17 protein-coding genes are annotated in these 16044 nt (G+C 69.2%); 11 read left to right on the plus strand and 6 right to left on the minus strand.

The genetic code is table 11. The features are described from left to right. Positions 1 to 73: 73 nt before the first annotated feature. Together ACFV9C_RS39790 and ACFV9C_RS39795 are read right to left on the minus strand one after the other, a co-directional pair. Positions 74 to 823 carry an ABC transporter ATP-binding protein gene (locus ACFV9C_RS39790; protein ID WP_380202294.1) on the minus strand — a complete coding sequence of 250 codons (750 nt, stop codon included), beginning with the start codon at positions 821 to 823 and terminating at the stop codon, positions 74 to 76. Continuing rightward, positions 820 to 1245: a DUF1707 domain-containing protein gene (locus tag ACFV9C_RS39795; RefSeq protein ID WP_380202296.1), complete on the minus strand. Its 426-nt coding sequence runs from the start codon at positions 1243 to 1245 to the stop codon at positions 820 to 822. Before ACFV9C_RS39795 ends, ACFV9C_RS39790 begins: the two co-directional genes overlap by 4 nt. Before the next feature lie 142 nt (positions 1246 to 1387). Between ACFV9C_RS39795 and ACFV9C_RS39800 the strand changes: the two genes are divergently transcribed. Both ACFV9C_RS39800 and ACFV9C_RS39805 read left to right on the plus strand, forming a co-directional pair. After that, positions 1388 to 2101, plus strand: a complete 714-nt coding sequence (locus ACFV9C_RS39800; protein ID WP_380202298.1) for a TetR/AcrR family transcriptional regulator — start codon at positions 1388 to 1390, stop codon at positions 2099 to 2101. A gap of 63 nt (positions 2102 to 2164) precedes the next feature. Continuing rightward, positions 2165 to 3319 (plus strand): serine hydrolase domain-containing protein, encoded by a 1155-nt coding sequence (locus tag ACFV9C_RS39805; protein ID WP_380202300.1) that lies wholly within the window; start codon positions 2165 to 2167, stop codon positions 3317 to 3319. On the opposite strand, the gene ACFV9C_RS39810 is transcribed toward ACFV9C_RS39805, so the two are convergent. Beyond that, positions 3309 to 4469: a glycosyl hydrolase gene (locus ACFV9C_RS39810; RefSeq protein WP_380202302.1), complete on the minus strand. Its 1161-nt coding sequence runs from the start codon at positions 4467 to 4469 to the stop codon at positions 3309 to 3311. The two genes, ACFV9C_RS39805 and ACFV9C_RS39810, sit on opposite strands and share 11 nt — an antisense overlap. Positions 4470 to 4509: 40 nt before the next feature. Next, a complete protein-coding gene (locus ACFV9C_RS39815; protein ID WP_380202304.1) occupies positions 4510 to 5526 on the minus strand; it encodes a LacI family DNA-binding transcriptional regulator in 1017 nt (338 codons plus the stop codon). Between the two features lie 84 nt (positions 5527 to 5610). Here ACFV9C_RS39815 and ACFV9C_RS39820 point away from each other — a divergent pair, with 84 nt between their 5' ends. From ACFV9C_RS39820 to ACFV9C_RS39830, 3 genes are read left to right on the plus strand one after another with little or no spacing between them, the layout of a single operon-like run. Beyond that, positions 5611 to 6906 (plus strand): ABC transporter substrate-binding protein, encoded by a 1296-nt coding sequence (locus ACFV9C_RS39820; RefSeq protein WP_380202306.1) that lies wholly within the window; start codon positions 5611 to 5613, stop codon positions 6904 to 6906. Next, on the plus strand, positions 6906 to 7784 hold the full coding sequence (locus ACFV9C_RS39825; protein ID WP_380202308.1) for a carbohydrate ABC transporter permease: 879 nt from the start codon (positions 6906 to 6908) through the stop codon (positions 7782 to 7784). The genes ACFV9C_RS39820 and ACFV9C_RS39825 overlap by 1 nt, the downstream gene beginning before the upstream one ends. Continuing rightward, positions 7781 to 8686 carry a carbohydrate ABC transporter permease gene (locus ACFV9C_RS39830; protein WP_380202310.1) on the plus strand — a complete coding sequence of 302 codons (906 nt, stop codon included), beginning with the start codon at positions 7781 to 7783 and terminating at the stop codon, positions 8684 to 8686. Before ACFV9C_RS39825 ends, ACFV9C_RS39830 begins: the two co-directional genes overlap by 4 nt. Here the strand turns inward: ACFV9C_RS39830 and ACFV9C_RS39835 are convergent. Then, entirely contained in the window at positions 8676 to 9518 is an 843-nt protein-coding gene (locus tag ACFV9C_RS39835; protein ID WP_380202312.1) for a phosphotransferase, read from the minus strand. The two genes, ACFV9C_RS39830 and ACFV9C_RS39835, sit on opposite strands and share 11 nt — an antisense overlap. Before the next feature lie 85 nt (positions 9519 to 9603). On the opposite strand from ACFV9C_RS39835, the gene ACFV9C_RS39840 reads away from it, so the two are divergent. The 3 genes from ACFV9C_RS39840 (at position 9604) to ACFV9C_RS39850 (ending at position 13883) form a co-directional block, all read left to right on the plus strand. Next, positions 9604 to 10284, plus strand: coding sequence for a TetR/AcrR family transcriptional regulator (locus ACFV9C_RS39840; RefSeq protein ID WP_380202314.1), 681 nt, complete (start codon positions 9604 to 9606; stop codon positions 10282 to 10284). Next, entirely contained in the window at positions 10281 to 11297 is a 1017-nt protein-coding gene (locus ACFV9C_RS39845) for an FAD-dependent oxidoreductase (RefSeq protein WP_380202316.1), read from the plus strand. The genes ACFV9C_RS39840 and ACFV9C_RS39845 overlap by 4 nt, the downstream gene beginning before the upstream one ends. An 81-nt stretch (positions 11298 to 11378) precedes the next feature. Continuing rightward, positions 11379 to 13883: an FtsX-like permease family protein gene (locus tag ACFV9C_RS39850; protein WP_380202318.1), complete on the plus strand. Its 2505-nt coding sequence runs from the start codon at positions 11379 to 11381 to the stop codon at positions 13881 to 13883. Positions 13884 to 13934: 51 nt separating this feature from the next. Here ACFV9C_RS39850 and ACFV9C_RS39855 read toward each other — a convergent pair whose 3' ends face one another. Then, complete coding sequence (locus ACFV9C_RS39855) at positions 13935 to 14309, minus strand: DUF1844 domain-containing protein (protein ID WP_380202320.1); 375 nt, start codon at positions 14307 to 14309, stop codon at positions 13935 to 13937. A gap of 296 nt (positions 14310 to 14605) precedes the next feature. Here ACFV9C_RS39855 and infC point away from each other — a divergent pair, with 296 nt between their 5' ends. From infC to rplT, 3 genes are all read left to right on the plus strand, one after another. Beyond that, on the plus strand, positions 14606 to 15283 hold the full coding sequence (gene infC, locus ACFV9C_RS39860; RefSeq protein ID WP_380202322.1) for a translation initiation factor IF-3: 678 nt from the start codon (positions 14606 to 14608) through the stop codon (positions 15281 to 15283). 90 nt (positions 15284 to 15373) lie between these two features. Further along, positions 15374 to 15568 carry a 50S ribosomal protein L35 gene (rpmI, locus tag ACFV9C_RS39865; RefSeq protein ID WP_141853049.1) on the plus strand — a complete coding sequence of 65 codons (195 nt, stop codon included), beginning with the start codon at positions 15374 to 15376 and terminating at the stop codon, positions 15566 to 15568. A gap of 76 nt (positions 15569 to 15644) precedes the next feature. After that, positions 15645 to 16037, plus strand: coding sequence for a 50S ribosomal protein L20 (rplT, locus tag ACFV9C_RS39870; RefSeq protein ID WP_380202324.1), 393 nt, complete (start codon positions 15645 to 15647; stop codon positions 16035 to 16037). Positions 16038 to 16044 lie beyond the last annotated feature (7 nt).

A 16044-nucleotide genomic window follows, 5' to 3' on the forward strand; every position in this document is an offset into this window, starting at 1 on the left:
CCTTTGGGCAGGTAGAACGAACGGTGGGGACGAGGTGGGTCAGGCCGAGGCGCGGAGGTGCGCGCGGGAGCGGTCAGCCGGTGGTCGTGGAGCGGCGGGTGGTGCTGAGGTGGGCGAGTTCGGCGGCAACGGTTGCCGGGGTGGGGGCGGTCGACTCGGAGACGATCCGGCCGTCGACGAGGAAGACCACGCGGTCGGCGTACGACGCGGCGACCGGGTCGTGGGTGACCATGACGATCGTCTGACCGAGCTGGCGGGACTGGTCGCGGAGCAGCGTCAGGACCTCGAGCGCAGTACTGGTGTCGAGCGCCCCCGTCGGCTCGTCCGCGAACGTGATCGCGGTCCGCCCGGCCAACGCCCGAGCGATCGCGACCCGCTGCTGCTGTCCACCGGACAGTTCGCTCGGCCGGTGCCGGACCCGTTCGCCGAGCCCGACGCGCCGGATCACCTCGCTCACCCACGCGTTGTCCGGCTGCTTCCCGGCCAGCGTCATCGGGAGTACGACGTTCTGCCGCACGGTCAGCGCCGGCATCAGGTTGAACGACTGGAAGACGAACGCGACATGCTCCCGCCGCAACTCCGTCAACGCCGTCTCGTCCAACCCGTCCAACGACTGCCCGGCCAGCTCCACCGACCCGGCCGAGGGTGTGTCGAGCCCGGCCGCGCAGTGCAGCAACGTGCTCTTCCCCGACCCCGACGGCCCCATCACCGCAGTGAACGAGGCGGCGGCAAACCCGTACGTCACCCCGGCCAGCGCATCAACCGCGCCAGGCCCCGTGCCGTACACCTTCCGTACGTCGGTCAGCTGCACCGGCGCACTCATGCGGCGACCAGTACGTCGCTCTTGCGGTGGTACGACTCGTTCGTCCACCACAGCATCGCCACGATCGCGCCGAGGCCGAGGTCCGACCACAGCCACCACGGACCGTCGAAGTGACCGAAGACCGCCAGCGCCACCCAGACCACGAACTGCACGACGCAGGCGACCAGCCAGACACCGGTGAAGGCCTGCAGCGCCAGCGTCAGACCGCGCGGCGGGGCGGCGTTCGCGACGCCGGACAGGATGTTCCGGAGCTCGCCGCGGGTTCGGGCCGCGAGTACCCGGTCGTGCCGGTCGCTCGCCTGGGACGGGGTGAGGGCGGCCTGCCGTACGGCGCTGTCCAGCCGGGCGATCGCGGCGCGGCGGTCGGCGTCGGTGAGCGCGACCTGGTCGGGGGTCAGCAGGGCTTCGAGCAAGGTGTTCATGGGAGTGGGTCCTTTCCGGCGGGTTCCGATGTGAAAAAGCGTATAGGTTGAACAGTTTCGCCCACGCGGTGCTCAGGACCCGTTTCGAGGTGGTGCTAGCACCCCTTTTCCGGGCTGTCCGGCGTACGACAGGATGGGAGGTATGACCGAGGACCGCGGGGAGCTGCCGCCGGGGCTCGCCCTCTCCTGGGGTGTGCAGCCGGTGCAGCGGCGCGGCCCGAAGCCGGCCCTGACGGTCGAGCAGATCGTGGCCACCGGCATCGAGTTCGGTGACCGGGACGGGTTCGAGGCGATCTCGCTGCAGCGGATCGCGGGCCGGCTCGGCGTCACCACGAACGCGATGTACCGGTACGTCCGCTCCAAGGAAGAGCTGATCGTGCTGGTCCACGACAAGGCGATCGGCCCGCCGCCGGAGCTCCCGGAGGGCTGGCGGCCGGCCGCGATCGCGTGGGTCGATGCCCAGGTCAAGCAGTACGCCGAACGCCCGTGGCTGCTCGACGTACCGATCCGTGGCGCGCCGTTCACGCCGAACGTGCTGCGCTGGGTCGAGGTGATGCTCGCGGCGCTCGACCAGACCGGGCTGAACCAGCACGACAACCTCGGCTGCCTGATGCTGCTGGACGGCTGGGCGCGCAACTACGCGGGCCTCGCGCGGCAGCTCGGCAACCGGGACGGCACGCCGGTGCAGGCCGAGCAGGTCGGCCGGTTCCTGGTGCCGCGGCTGGTGGAGGGCGGCTACCCGACGGTGGCGTCGCTGTACCTGAACGCGGAGTACGAGGACGAGCTCGACGACGACCTGGAGTTCGGGCTGGCCCGGATCCTGGACGGTATCGAGGCGCTGATCGCGAAGCAGTAACGCCAGGGAAACAGCTCGCCGAGTTGGATCTCAGTGGTCATCGATCACGTGAGGAGCACTCCCTTGGCACAGCAGAGCAGCAGGCGCACGTTTCTCCGGCGGTCAGGTCTGGCGCTCGTACCGGTGGTCGCCGGTGGCGCCTGGGCCCGTCCCAGCTCGGCGCGGGAACCCGGGTCGTTCGACGAACTCGAGAAGTACCTGGACAAGCTCCAGGCCGACGATTCGTTCTCCGGCACGGTTCTGGTGCTGAAGGACGGTCGCACGGTGCTGTCGCGCTCGATGGGGTATGCCGATCGGGAGCGGCGAATCCGCAACCGGGACGACACGATCTTCTGTCTCGCCTCGGTGACGAAGCTGTTCACCGGGGTCGCGATCGGGCAGCTTGTGCAGCGGGGGGCGCTCGACCTGGTCGATCCGATCGGCAAGTACCTCAGTGGATTCGAGGCCGGCGACAAGGTCACGATCCACCAGTTGCTCACGCACACCTCGGGCCTCGGCGACTACATGCAACTCCCCGGGTACTGGGAGGAGTCCGCGACCTGGACGACGCCGCAGCAGACCATGGACGGCATCCTGCGCTACATCCGCACCGAGTCGCTCGCGTTCGCGCCGGGCACCGCCTCGAAGTACAGCAACTCCGGCTTCCACGTCCTCGGCTGCATCGTGGCGAAGATCGCGGGCGTCTCGTACTACGACTACATCCGTACGAACATCTTCCGCCCGGCCGGTATGACGTCGTCCGGCTTCACCCTGCTCAGCCAGTGGCGGACCGACCGCCGGTTCGCGCATCCGTACCCCACCGACGAGTCCGGCACGCGGTACGACGCCCTCGCCGCGGGCAGGTTCGGACTGATCGGCACCCCGGCGGGCAACGCGTTCGCGAACGCGCCCGACCTGGTGCGGTTCGTCGAGGCGCTGACCGGCGGCAAGCTGCTGAGCCCGACCTGGCGGGACGTGTTCGTGACGCCGAAGTTCTCGCTCGGGACGCTGCCGGCCAAGCCCGGGCTGCCGGAGATCATCAACTTCTTCGGGTACGGCGTGGACAGCTCGATCCTCAACGGCGGACTAGTCACCGGCCACACCGGCGGCGCACCGGGCGTCAGCACGAGCGCCGAGTGGTACCCGGAGCTCGGGTACACCGCCGTACACCTCGGCAACTACGACCCGGCCCCCGGTACGAACGTCAACCAGGAACTGCGTCAGGTGCTTACGAGCTGATCCGGACCGGGCCGTCCGCGCGGGCCGCGACCCACCGCCGGTGGAACTCGCTGCCGGGGGCAACTTCCGCACGCCGGTCCGGCTCGGTCCGCAGGTCGACCGGTGCGGTCAGCGTGGCCACCGGAGCCTGCCGCGGTACGCCGTTCAGCCGGACGTCGGCGATCACCTCCGCGAACGCCTGCGCCGCCGGCTTCCGCTGATGGTCGACGGTGAACAGCCCGAGGTCGTACTCACGGTCCGGGAAGTCGAGCAGTCGCCGGTCGATGTCGTGCGACGACCACCACGTCACGCCGTACAGCGCCGGATTCGTCAGCACGTGCGAGACCGTACGGCGGGTGAACTCGGCCTGCAGGTCGACGGGAATGTCCGGACCCGGTACGCCGACCTCCTGCAGCCAGACGGGCCGCTCCGATGCGAGCGACCGGGCGAGCTCGACCAGGTAGTCGGCGTGCGTGAGCGTGGCCGGCCCGAGCGGACCGTCCACTCGTGAGACCCCGTTGAAAACCCACGAGTGCACGGTCGTCAGGTCACCCAGGTCCACGGCGTCCGTCGCGAGGAACGGGTGGTCGCCCTTGTACCAGGCGTCATCGAAGACCGAGTGCAGCCCGAGGACGTTCGGCGCCGCCTTCTTCAGCGTGATCAGCAGCTCGTGTGCCCACGCCGTCGAGGTCGCGGGGGTGGTGGAGCTGTCCGGCCAGAGGTTGTTGACCTCGTTCCCGAGCGTGATCGCGAAGACGTTCGGCCGGCTCGCGACCGCGCGCGCCACGGTGTCGACGTACGCCGTGAGGCCCTCGCGGACCGTCGGGTCCTCGAACAGGCTGCTCTTGTGCCAGGTCAGCACCCACGACGGCAGGAAGTCGAAGCTGGACAGGTGCCCCTGGATCAGGTCGACCGCGACCGTCAGGCCGTGCTCGGCCGCGGCGTCGATGGTGTCCAGCAGGTCGGCGATCGCCTGCTCGCGGATGATCGCCCGGTTCGGCTGGATCCACGGCCAGACCGGGAACACCCGGACGTGGTCGAGACCCATCCCGGCGAGGTCGGCGAAGTCCCGCCGGACCGCGTCGCCGTCGTAGTCGAGCCAGCTGTAGAACCACCCCGCCGACGGGACGTAGTTCGCACCGAATCTGGGCGCGGTGGTCTGCAATGCCATGCCGGGGATGCTAAATCGGTTTAGGCCGGTAGCGCAAACATTACGCGGGTGGGGCTGTCGACTCGCGCACGGTGAGCACCGGATCGGCGCTGCGCCGGTTGATCACCGTGGCCGGGTCGGCGATCGTGTCCAGCAGCACCTCCGCGGCCTGGCGGCCGAACTCGAAGGTGTCCCGCGACAGCGCGGTCAGCGCCGGGTGCATCAGCTGGGTGAGGATCGAGTCGTCGAACGCGACGATCGACAGCTCGCCGGGCACCGCGACGCCCATCTCCATCGCGACCCCGAGGCCGGCCACCGCCATCACGTCGCTGTCGTAGACGATCGCGGTCGGCCGGTTCGGCTGGGAGAGCAGCTTGCGGGTGATCGCGGCGCCCTCCGCGTCGCTGAAGTCCGTGGTCAGCGACGGCGCGTCGAGCAGCCCGAGCCGCGGCGCCGCGTCCCGGACCGCGCGGATCCGGCGCTGGGTGTGCTGGAAGTTCGGCGTACCGGCGACGTGGGCGATCCGGCGGTGGCCGAGCGCGGCCAGGTACTCGACGATGGCCAGCATCGCGTCCCGGTCGTCGGCCCAGACCGAGGCGAGCGCGCCCTTGCCGCCGCGGCCGCCGATCACCACGGCCGGCAGCTCCAGCGCCTTGAGTTCGTCGATCCGCGGGTCCTTCACGGTCAGGTCGACCAGGATCACGCCGTCCACTCGGTGCTCCGACGCCCACCGTCGGTACACCTCGATCTCGGCCGCGGTGTCCTCGACGATCAGCAGCTGCAGCGAGATCGACTCCGCGGACAGGCCGGACTGGACACCGGACAGCAGGTGCGCGAAGAACGGCTCGACGCCGAGTGTCCGGGCCGGCCGGGCGATCACCATCCCGACCGAGTCCACCCGGGACGCGCCGAGCGCCCGCGCCGCGCTGTGCGGCCGCCAGCTCATCTGCTCGGCGATCTTCAGGATCCGCTCGCGGGTCGCGTCGCTGACCCCCGGCCGGCCGTTCAGTGCGAACGACACGGCGCCCTTCGACACCCCGGCCCTGGTCGCGATGTCCGCGATCGTCGGTCTCGCCATCGTGGTACCTCCTGCCCTTGACAGCGGATTCTACGATGTGGATAGTTCGGGAGCTATACCGGTTTATCAAATCCAGGAGATCCCATGCGTAGACGCCGTCCGGCGCTCGTGGCACTTCTTGCCGCCGCCGCCCTCACCCTCGCCGGCTGCGGCCTCGGTTCCGAGGACTCCGGCAGCAGCAGCGGGGCCAAGCCGACCGTGGACGCGAACGCCCAGGTGACCGGTGAGGTCAGCTTCCAGACCTGGGCGCTGAAGCCCAAGTTCACGTCGTACGTCGAAGGCGTGATCAAGGCGTTCGAGGCCAAGTACCCGGGCACCCACGTCACCTGGCTGGACCAGCCGGGCGACGGCTACGACAAGAAGGTGCTGAGCCAGGCGTCGGCCGGCCAGCTCCCGGACGTGACCAACCTGCCGCCGGACTTCGCGCTGTCGCTGGCCAAGCAGAACATGCTGCTCGACGTCGCCGCCGCGGACCCGAAGCTGAACGACGAGTACGTCGCGGGCGGTGTGCAGGCGTACCAGTACCAGGGGATGAGCGGCACCTTCGGCTACCCGTGGTACCTGAACACCGACATCGACTACTGGAACGCGACCAAGTTCGCCGCGGCCGGCCTGGACGTGAAGAACCCGCCGAAGACCTTCGACGAGCTGCTCGCGGCCGCGAAGACGATGCACGACAAGACCGGCGGCAAGGAATACCTGATGTCGCGGCTGCCGGGGATCGGCGACTTCACCAACGCCGGGATCAAGATCCTCTCCGACGACGGCAAGAAGTTCGTCTTCAACACCCCCGAGGCCGCGGCGCTGCTGGACAAGTACCGCGACGCCTACAAGGCCGGATACATGCCGCGCGACATCCTGACCAACGAGTACCTGGGCAACTCGAAGCTCTTCACCCAGGGCAAGGTCGCCTGGACCACCGGTGGTGGCAACGCGATCCAGGACTTCATGAAGGACAACCCGTCGCTGAAGGGCAAGGTCGTCCCGTCGCCGGCGCTCGACACTCCGCCGCTGTACGTGCAGGGCCTGTCGGTGTCGGCGAAGACCAAGAACCAGGCCGCCGCGATCGCGCTCGCCCGGTTCGTCACGAACGCCGAGAACCAGGCCGCGTTCGCGAAGATCGTGAACATCTTCCCGTCCACCAAGGCCTCCGCGCAGGACCCGTACTTCTCGAAGTCCGACGGTACGCCGGAGAGTGACGCGAAGGTGCTCGCGTTCCAGTCGCTGGCCAAGGCGAAGAACCTGCAGCCGCCGGTGATCAGTGGTGCGACCAACGACTTCATCGGGCAGCAGATCTCGCTGGCGATCTCCGGCAAGATCTCGTCGCAGGCGGCCCTCGACGCCGCGGTGGCGAAGGCCAACCAGCTGCTCACCTCCTGATGCGTTACAACCGGTGGTTCACCCCGTGGGTGCTGGTGATCCCAGCACTCACGTGGTTGCTGGTGTTCAACCTGTGGCCGTCGATCAACACCGTCATCCTGTCGTTCACGAACGCCAGGCCGATCGGCGGCGGCCACTTCGTCGGGCTGAAGAACTTCGAGACCCTGCTGCACGACGAGCAGCTCCGCTGGGCCCTGCTGAACAGCGTGATCTACATGGTGGTCTGCCTGCCGTTCCTCACGGTCCTGCCGCTGCTGCTCGCCGTACTGGTGGAGAAGAAGCTGCCCGGGATCACCTTCTTCCGTACGGCGTTCTACACGCCGGTGGTCGCGTCCGCGGTCGTGGTGGCGCTGATCTGGCAGTGGATCCTCGACGACCGCGGCCTGGTCAACGGGCTGGCCGAGAAGCTCGGGTTCATCTCTGGGCCGTTGCCGTTCCTGTCCGACCAGTGGCTGTTGTTGCTGAGCGCGATCAGCCTGACGATCTGGAAGGGGCTCGGGTACTACATGATCATCTACCTGGCCGCTCTCGGGAACGTCGGGCGGGAGCTGCACGAGGCGGCCGCGGTCGACGGCGCGTCGCCGCTGCGCCGGTTCATCCACGTGACGATCCCCGGCGTCCGGGGGACGATGATCCTGATCTCGATCCTGATCTCGGTGTCGGCGCTGCGGGTGTTCTCGGAGCTGTTCATCCTGAGCGGCGGCAAGGGCGGACCGGGCGGCCGGGACAACTCGGTCGTGATGCTGATCCAGCAGTACAGCCAGGGCTTCGAGGGCAACCTCGGGTACGCGTCGGCGCTGTCGATCGTGCTGTTCTTCGTCACCGTCGTACCGATGCTGGTGCTGGCGCGCCTGAACCGTAGAGGAGCCGAGGCATGACGGCTGTGACCGAGCGACCCGTCTCGAAACCTTCAGCTTCTCCGGCCGGCAAGCGCAGCCGTTCCTTCGGGTTCAACTCGGTGTCGCCGCGGGAGAAGGTCGCGCGGTACGTGCTGCTGGTGTTCGTGCTGCTGATCACGATCGGGCCGTTCCTCTGGCAGCTGTCGACGTCGCTGAAGGGCTCCGGCGACGACATCTACACCCGGATCCCGCGACTGCTCCCGGCGCAACCGACGTTCAGTCACTACAAGGAAGTCACCGACACCATCCCGGTGCTCGACTATGCGCGGAACTCGCTGGTGGTCGCGTTCCTGGTTGTCGGCGGCAACATCATCGGGGCGTCGCTGGCCGGGTTCGCGATCTCGCGGCTGCAGTTCCGCGGGCGGAAGATCGTACTCGGGCTGTTCCTCGCGACGCTGGTGCTGCCGGGCGAGGTCACGATCATCTCGCAGTACGTCACGGTCCGGGAGTTCGGGCTGGCGAACACGCTGTTCGGTGTCGCGCTGCCCGGCATGATCGGCGCCCTGAACGTGCTGCTGATGTACAACGCCTTCCGGGCCTTGCCGCTGGAGGTGGATCAGGCCGCGATCGTGGACGGCGCGAACGCCTGGCAGCGGTTCGTGTACATCGGGCTGCCGTCCGTGCGCGGGACGATCAGCGTGATCGCGATCTTCGCGTTCATCGGCGCCTGGGACGACTTCCTCTGGCCGCTGATCGTGCTCACCGATCCGAACAAGTACACGCTGACCGTCGGCCTGCAGTACCTGTCCGGGACGTTCAGCAACAACCCGCGGCTGATCGCGGCCGGCACGATGATCGCGTTCATCCCGATCGTGATCGTCTTCGCCACCCTGCAACGGTTCTTCTTCAAGGGCGTCGAGGAAGGCGCGGTCAAGGGGTAGGCGCGGCGAACTCCAGCCAGTGGGTGACGTCCGCCGCGGTGTGATGACGGATCGACCAGTCGACCTGGCGGAGCGCCATGTGAGCCCAGTAGAGGCGCAGTACGCCGGGTTCGAGGGCGGCCCGGAGCAACTCGTCGTACCAGGCGAGGTCCGCGCCGGGTAGCCGGACGTGGGCGCTGAACCGCAGTGTGACCAGGCCGAAGCGCCGGTCCCCGCGGCCGATCCCGTCCCAGTCGACGATGCCGGTGATGGTGCCGGCGTCGTCGACCAGCACGTTCCCGGGGTGGAAGTCGAGGTGCACCAGGTCGTTGCCGGTCATCCCGCCGGGCTCACTACGCCCGACCTCATGGATCCAGCCGAGCAGCTTCCGGGTGCGGTCGTCGTACCGCTCGAGGGACTCGTGCAGGCAGAAGCCCGGGCCGCTCTCCAGCAGGTACATCGACGGCACGGGCAACTCGGGCGCGATTCCGGCGAACCGGTCCGCCAGCGCGATCATTGCCTCCAGCAACGCCCGGTCCACCTTCTCCGGCGCCCGCCCCGGCAGCCGTTCCTGCACCACCCCGCCGGCGGTGACCAACTGGTACCGCGGCACCGGCAACCCCAGCCCCCGCGCCGCGTCGAGCGCAGCCGCCGTACGCCGCAACTCCTCGACCCCACCGGCCGCCCGCGTCAGCACCCCGTCCCGCCCGTCCTGCCACCGCACGAACGCCGCCCCCACCTCACCACCGTCCGCCGCCCCGACGAACTCCAGCCCGGCCCCGGTACTGCGATTCACCTCGTCCACCAGCCGGCGCGCGTCGAGCTTCGGGACAGGAGGCGGCAGATCGTTCACCTGCCGACCGTACCGGCGGCGAGCTGAACTGCCGACCGGATATCACGAACTTGTTCGTAACGAACATGTTCGTTACCTTGGAGAGGTGAACGAGGAACCCAGGAGCAGGAGAGAGCGGCCCGCGAAGGCGGCGTTGTCGCGGCGGGGGATCGTCGCGGCCGCGGTCGAGGTGATGCGGGCCGAGGGGATGGGCCGCGTGACGATGCGGCGGCTGGCGAAGGAGCTGGATACCGGGCCGGCGTCGCTGTATGTGTACTTCCGGAACACCGCGCTGCTGCACGGTGCGGTGCTCGACGACCTGCTGGCGGCGGTGGACCTGTCCGCGGTGACGGCTGCGGGTGGCTGGCGGGAGCGGGTCGCTTCGGTGCTCACGTCGTACACGCAGGTCTTGTTCGAGTATCCGAGCCTGGCGCAGTCGGCTGTGTCGGCGCGGCCCGCGGGGGAGAACTACCTGCGGCTGGTCGAGGGTTTGCTCGCGTTGCTGGACGAGGGCGGCGTACCGCCGGCGCAGGCTGCGTGGGGTGTGGATCTGCTGCTCCAGTTGGCGACTGCGACCGCTGCCGAGCATGCCGGCGGGGAGGACCCGGAGGCGTGGGGTGTGGCGCGGGCCGCGTTGCTCGCGGTGCGGCCGGAGACGCATCCGCGGATCGCGGCGCTCGGCGAGGACCTGTTCAGCGGGCCGGGGGAGCGGCGGCTGGCCTGGGGGATCGACGTACTGCTCAGCGGGGTGCTCGGCACTCCACGGACGGGAGGTGAGTCGGCATGATCGCAATCATCGGTGCCGGGCTCGGCGGACTGATGCTGGCCCGGATTCTGCACGTCAACGGCATCGAGGCCGTCGTCTACGAGGCAGACGCGTCGCCGGCGGCACGGACGCAGGGCGGGATGCTCGACATCCACGAGGACTCCGGCCAGCTCGCGCTGCGCGCGGCCGGGCTGTACGACGACTTCCTGCCGCTGGTGCTGCCGGGCGGCGAGGCGATGAAGGTGTACGACAAGTACGCCGTACTGCGGCACGCGGACGACGGCGGCAACGGCCGGCCAGAAGTACATCGGAAGGCCCTGAGGGACCTGCTGATCAACAGCCTGCCCGACGGCATGATCCGCTGGAACTCGAAGGTCGACGGCGAACGGCCGGACGCGGACCTAGTCGTCGGCGCGGACGGCGCGTGGTCGAAGGTGCGGGCGCTGGTGTCGGACGCGGTCCCGCGGTACGCCGGGATCTCGTTCGCGGAGCTCGACCTGCTCGATCCCGACGGACGGCATCCGGAGAGCGCGGAACTCGTCGGCGGCGGGTCGATGTTCGCGCTGTCGGACGGGCGCGGCCTGCTCGTGCACCGGGAGCCGGATCGTCTGCATGTGTACGCCGCCTACCGGGCGACCGAGCATGCGCCGATCACGGCCGAGGTGCTGGAGACGACGTTCGCCGGCTGGGACGACGCCCTGCTCCGGCTGATCCGCGAGGCCGACGGCGAGCTGATCCCGCGGCCGATCCACGCGCTGCCGATCGGGCACCGGTGGAAGCCGGTGCCGGGCGTCACGCTGCTCGGGGATGCGGCGCACCTGATGTCCCCGTTCGCCGGCGAGGGCGCCAACCTCGCCCTGCAGGACGCCGCCGAACTGGCGGCCGCCCTGGTCGCGGGCGATCCGCTGGACAGCTATGAGTCGGCGATGTTCGACCGCGCCGAACGGTCCGCCCGCGAGTCGGCCGAGAACCTCGAGGTCTGCTTCGCCCCGGACGCCCCGACCGGACTGGTCAATTTCTTCCGCGGGCTCTAGCTGCGAGGTCAATCAAGTTTGCGCCGTAGATACCGGGTATGCATACTCAGTATCCATGGTGAACGAGCAGGGGTTGGTGCCGTGAAGCTCCTCAACGACTGGGTTCTCGCGTTGCGGCTGGCCCGCCGTACGGCGCGACGCACGCTGGGACGGACCCTGCTGATTGCTGCGCTCGTCGGCCTGCCTGTGCTCGCCGGTAGCTGGTTCAGCGTCGTGCACCGCGCTACGCACCCCACGGGCGAGCCGTTGGCGCGCACGGTCCTCGGGTCGGCAGATGCGCGGCTCACAGCGCCGTCTGCCCGCACCGACGTACGCCGTGCGCTGCCGAGCGGGTCGCAGTACGCCAGGGCGAAGTCGCTCGCCAGCGACATCGAACTGCGTGGCAACGGGGCCGCCCTGAACGTCGGACTCGCCACGGGCGACTTCACGAACACCATGCTTGCCGGGACGTACCGCCTGGACGCCGGGCGGATGCCTGCGAAGGCCAGCGAGGTCGCGCTGTCACCTGTGCTGGCGGACCACCTAGGGCTGCACCCTGGCGGTGCGCTGACGGCTGCGAACGGTACGAGGTACCAGGTCGTCGGCATTGCCCGCACGCTCGACCTCCCGAAGTCGCGGCTGGTGTTCGCGACGCCCGCAGTAGGCGACCCGGACTCGCAAGCGGAGTACCTGGTCGACCTGCCGAACGGCGTGGACGTCAACGCGCTGGCTGAGAAGCTGAGCAAGCAGGGCATGACTCTTGAATCCAGGGCCTCGGTTATCGACCCGCCTGCGACGCCCCGTGGTCCCGTTGGTGGTGCGGCGGCACGTGTGCTCATCGTCGGCTTCGGCGTACTGGAGCTCGTGCTGCTCGCAGGTACAGCGTTCGCTGTCGTAGCGCGTCGGCAGACCCGGGAGCTCGGTCTAGTCACCGCGGTCGGAGGTACGTCGGCCGACGTACGACGGGTCGTGCTGGCGCAGGGGCTGTACGCCGGACTGCTAGGCGCGGGCGGTGGGCTCGTCATCGGCGTGGTGACCGCGCTGGCCGGGAAGTCCTGGTGGGAGGACGCGACGTCGACGTTGATCACGGGCTGGCAGCTCCCGTGGCTGCAGCTGCTCGGAGTGGTTGCCGTCGGGCTGGTCGCAGGGCTCGCGTCGGCGCTCGTCCCGGCGATCGGGGCGGCGCGACGGCCACCGTTGGCTGCCTTGGCCGGGCGGTTCAGCGCGGTCGTGGGAGCGGTCCGGCTCCGGCGGTTCACGCTCGTACTGGTGGCGGCCGGGCTGGTGCTTTCGGTGATCGGCAACATCCAGCTGGCGTCCGCGCTCGACACCGCCCGGCAGCAGCGCGCGGCCGCCGATCCCGCCCAGATCTCCCGGGTCGCCTCGGCCTCGCCGACCCTTCCGGTCGTGGTGGTCGTCGCCGGTATCACGCTCGTCGTCGCCGGGCTGGTCTGGATGCTGCCCGCCCTGGTCGGCAAGGTCGCCGGGCGGTTCCGCCGCCTGCCGCTGAGCATGCGGCTCGCGCTCCGGGACGCGTCGCGGCACCGGCACCGCACCGGCCCGGTCACGGCGGCGATCATGATCGCGGTCGCCGGTACGACGGCGCTCGCGTTCGCGGTGGTGAACCAGTCCGCCGCGAAGGCGCAGAACTACGAGCCGGCCGGGCGGATCGGGGACGCGGTCCTCCGGTTCGACGGCGACATCCCGTACTCGGCGCAACTCGTCGACAGGGTCCAGGCCCTGCTGCCGGTGGAGCACCGCTATGAGGTCGGCACCGTCGTACTGAACGGCACGAAGGCGACCGACGGGTACGTCGCGAACGGCAGCGTCTACTCGACCGGGTACTCGTTGACGGCGGTCGATCCGGCGTACATCGCCCGGTTCCTCGACTGGGGCCGGCGGGCGGCCGCGGCGCTGCGGCAGGGGAAGGTCGTCGTACCGCTGGCGACGATGGCGAACGACGGGACGGTGAAGCTCGCGCGGGGGGACGACCTCGACGGGCGTCAGACGATCCGGTACCCGGCCGCGGTCGTGCCGTCGCCGCCGAAGGCCGGTGTGCTGGCCTGGTCGGCGCTGATCAGCACCGATGCCGCGCGACAGCTGGGCACGGCCGGCGTGGATGCGGTCCACTTCAGTTTGCGGGAGGAGCCGAGCGCGGCGCAGTTGGCCGCGGTCGCGCGGCTGCTCGGTCATGAGGACGCGTTGAAGGTTGAGCACGGGTACCAGAGCCCGGTGCGCAAGGCGTCGATCGGGCTACTGATCGCAGGGCTGGCGGCAACGCTGCTCGGCGTGGCCATGTCGGTCGCCTTGTCGATGTCCGAAGGGCGTGCGGACTTCGCCACGCTTGCTGCGGTCGGTGCGCCGCCCAGGATGCGTCGCGGGCTCGCGGCTGCGCAGGGCTGGTTCCTCGGGCAGCTCGGTTGTCTGCTTGGCGTAGCCGTGGGCGCTTTGTACGGGTTCACCGCGCACAGCGTTGTCGGGTCGCCGACGGTCGTCGTGCCGTGGGCCGTGATCGCCGGCGTCGCCGTACTCGTGCCCTTGTTCGCTGCCGCGGTGCCTTACGCGCTGACGCGCTCCAGGTTGGAGCTGGTACGCCGTGCGGACTGAGCTGGATGTGGGCGCGGAAGGGTGGTGTACTTGCCCGCGCCCACGCCGGTCCTACTTGGCGGCCGCCGGGTACACGGCGCCGGTGTACTTCTCACCGGGACCCTGACCCGGCTCGTCCTGGATCGAGCTGGCCTCCCGGAACGCCAGCTGCAGCGAGCGCAGCCCGTCCCGCAGCGGCGCCGCGTGGTGGTGCCCGAGGGACGGGGAGGCCGCGTCCAGCAGGCCGGCCAGCGAGTCGATCAGCGACCGCGCCTCGTCGAGGTCCTTGTGCTCCGGCAGGTCGGCGGCGAGGCCGAGGTTGACGGCGGCCGCGCTCATCAGGTGGAGTGCGGCGGTGGAGATGATCTCCACGGCGGGCACCTCGGCGATGTCGCGGGAAGCGGTCGCGAGGGGGTCTGGCTGCGGAGTGGCATCTGCGTCGGTCATGCTGCTACTCTTACACGGCGACCGACCTGGTCCGTTGGTGACCCCTGACCGGAATAGTCAAGGGACAACGACGGTTCAAGTCTAAGCGGAGGGCCACCTCCCACCCAGTCGATGAACAGTCGGCGGGTCCCGGTCAACGTACGGCGTACCTCCCCTCCAGGGTCGGGACGTCGTACCGCTGGGAATTGGGCCTTCGTGTGATCGCACGAGGGCCTTCTGTTTTCCAGGGGGACTTCGGGTGATCACGAGGTGGCATCCAGTACGAGTTCAACCCAGGAGGACCCATCACCACTGATTTGCGCGTCAACGAGCGCATCCGCGTTCCCGAGGTGCGGCTGGTCGGACCGAACGGTGAGCAGGTAGGCATCGTCCGGATCGAGGACGCACTGCGGCTGGCCCAGGAGGCCGACCTCGACCTGGTCGAGGTCGCGGCGACGGCCCGGCCTCCGGTCTGCAAGTTGATGGATTTCGGCAAGTACAAGTACGAGACCGCGCAGAAGGCGCGCGAGTCCCGCCGGAACCAGACCAACACCATCATCAAAGAGATGAAGCTGCGGCCGAAGATCGACCCGCACGACTACGAGACCAAGAAGGGTCACGTGGTGCGGTTCCTGAAGGCCGGGGACAAGGTCAAGATCACCATCATGTTCCGCGGACGTGAGCAGTCCCGGCCCGAGCTCGGGTTCCGGTTGCTGCAGCGGCTGGCCGAGGACGTCAGCGAGCTCGGCTTCGTCGAGTCGTCGCCGCGTCAGGACGGCCGGAACATGATCATGGTGCTCGGACCGCACAAGAAGAAGTCCGAAGCGCGCGTGGACGTGGAAGCCGAGAAGGCGCAGCGGAAGGCCGAGCGGGAGGCCGAGGAGGAAGCGGAGCGCAAGGAACGCGCCGAGCAGGCCCAGGCTCACGAGGCCGAGCGCGCCGCCGGCGCAACCAAGAAGCCGAAGGGTCCGGCCGACAACCTCGACCCGGAGTGACCGATCGCTCCGGCCGTCAGGGGAACCGCAGCGGCCGGAGCCGGCACACCGAAGATCGAGTCAACGAAGAAACTCAGGAGCAGAACAGCCATGCCGAAGATGAAGACCCACTCGGGGATGAAGAAGCGGGTCCGGGTCACCGGGTCGGGCAAGATCCGTCGTGAGCAGACCGGTATCCGGCACCTCGCCGAGGCGAAGTCGTCGAAGCGCAAGCGTCGCCTCTCGGGCACCGTCGAGGTCGCCCCGGCGTACGTGAAGAAGGCCAAGAAGCTGCTCGGCATCTGACGCACTTCCCCTCCCGAACCATCCCCCGTCGTCGGCAGTCCTGTCCACGGCGCAGAAATACAAGGAGTAACACCTCATGGCACGCGTGAAGCGGGCAGTCAACGCCCACAAGAAGCGTCGTACCGTACTGGAGCAGGCCAGCGGTTACCGCGGCCAGCGCTCGCGGCTGTACCGCAAGGCCAAGGAGCAGGTCACTCACTCGCTCGTCTACGCCTACCGTGACCGCAAGGCGCGCAAGGGCGACTTCCGCAAGCTGTGGATCCAGCGCATCAACGCCGCGGTCCGCGCCGAGGACCTGACCTACAACCGCTTCATCCAGGGTCTGCGCCTGGCCGAGGTCGAGGTGGACCGCAAGATCCTCGCCGACCTCGCCGTCAACGACCCGGCCGCGTTCTCCGCGCTCGTGCAGGTGGCCAAGGCCGCCCTGCCGGCGGACGTGAACGCGCCGAAGTCCGACGCCGCGGCCTGAGCACCAC

This window comes from Kribbella sp. NPDC059898, from assembly GCF_042730855.1.
Classification (GTDB): domain Bacteria; phylum Actinomycetota; class Actinomycetes; order Propionibacteriales; family Kribbellaceae; genus Kribbella.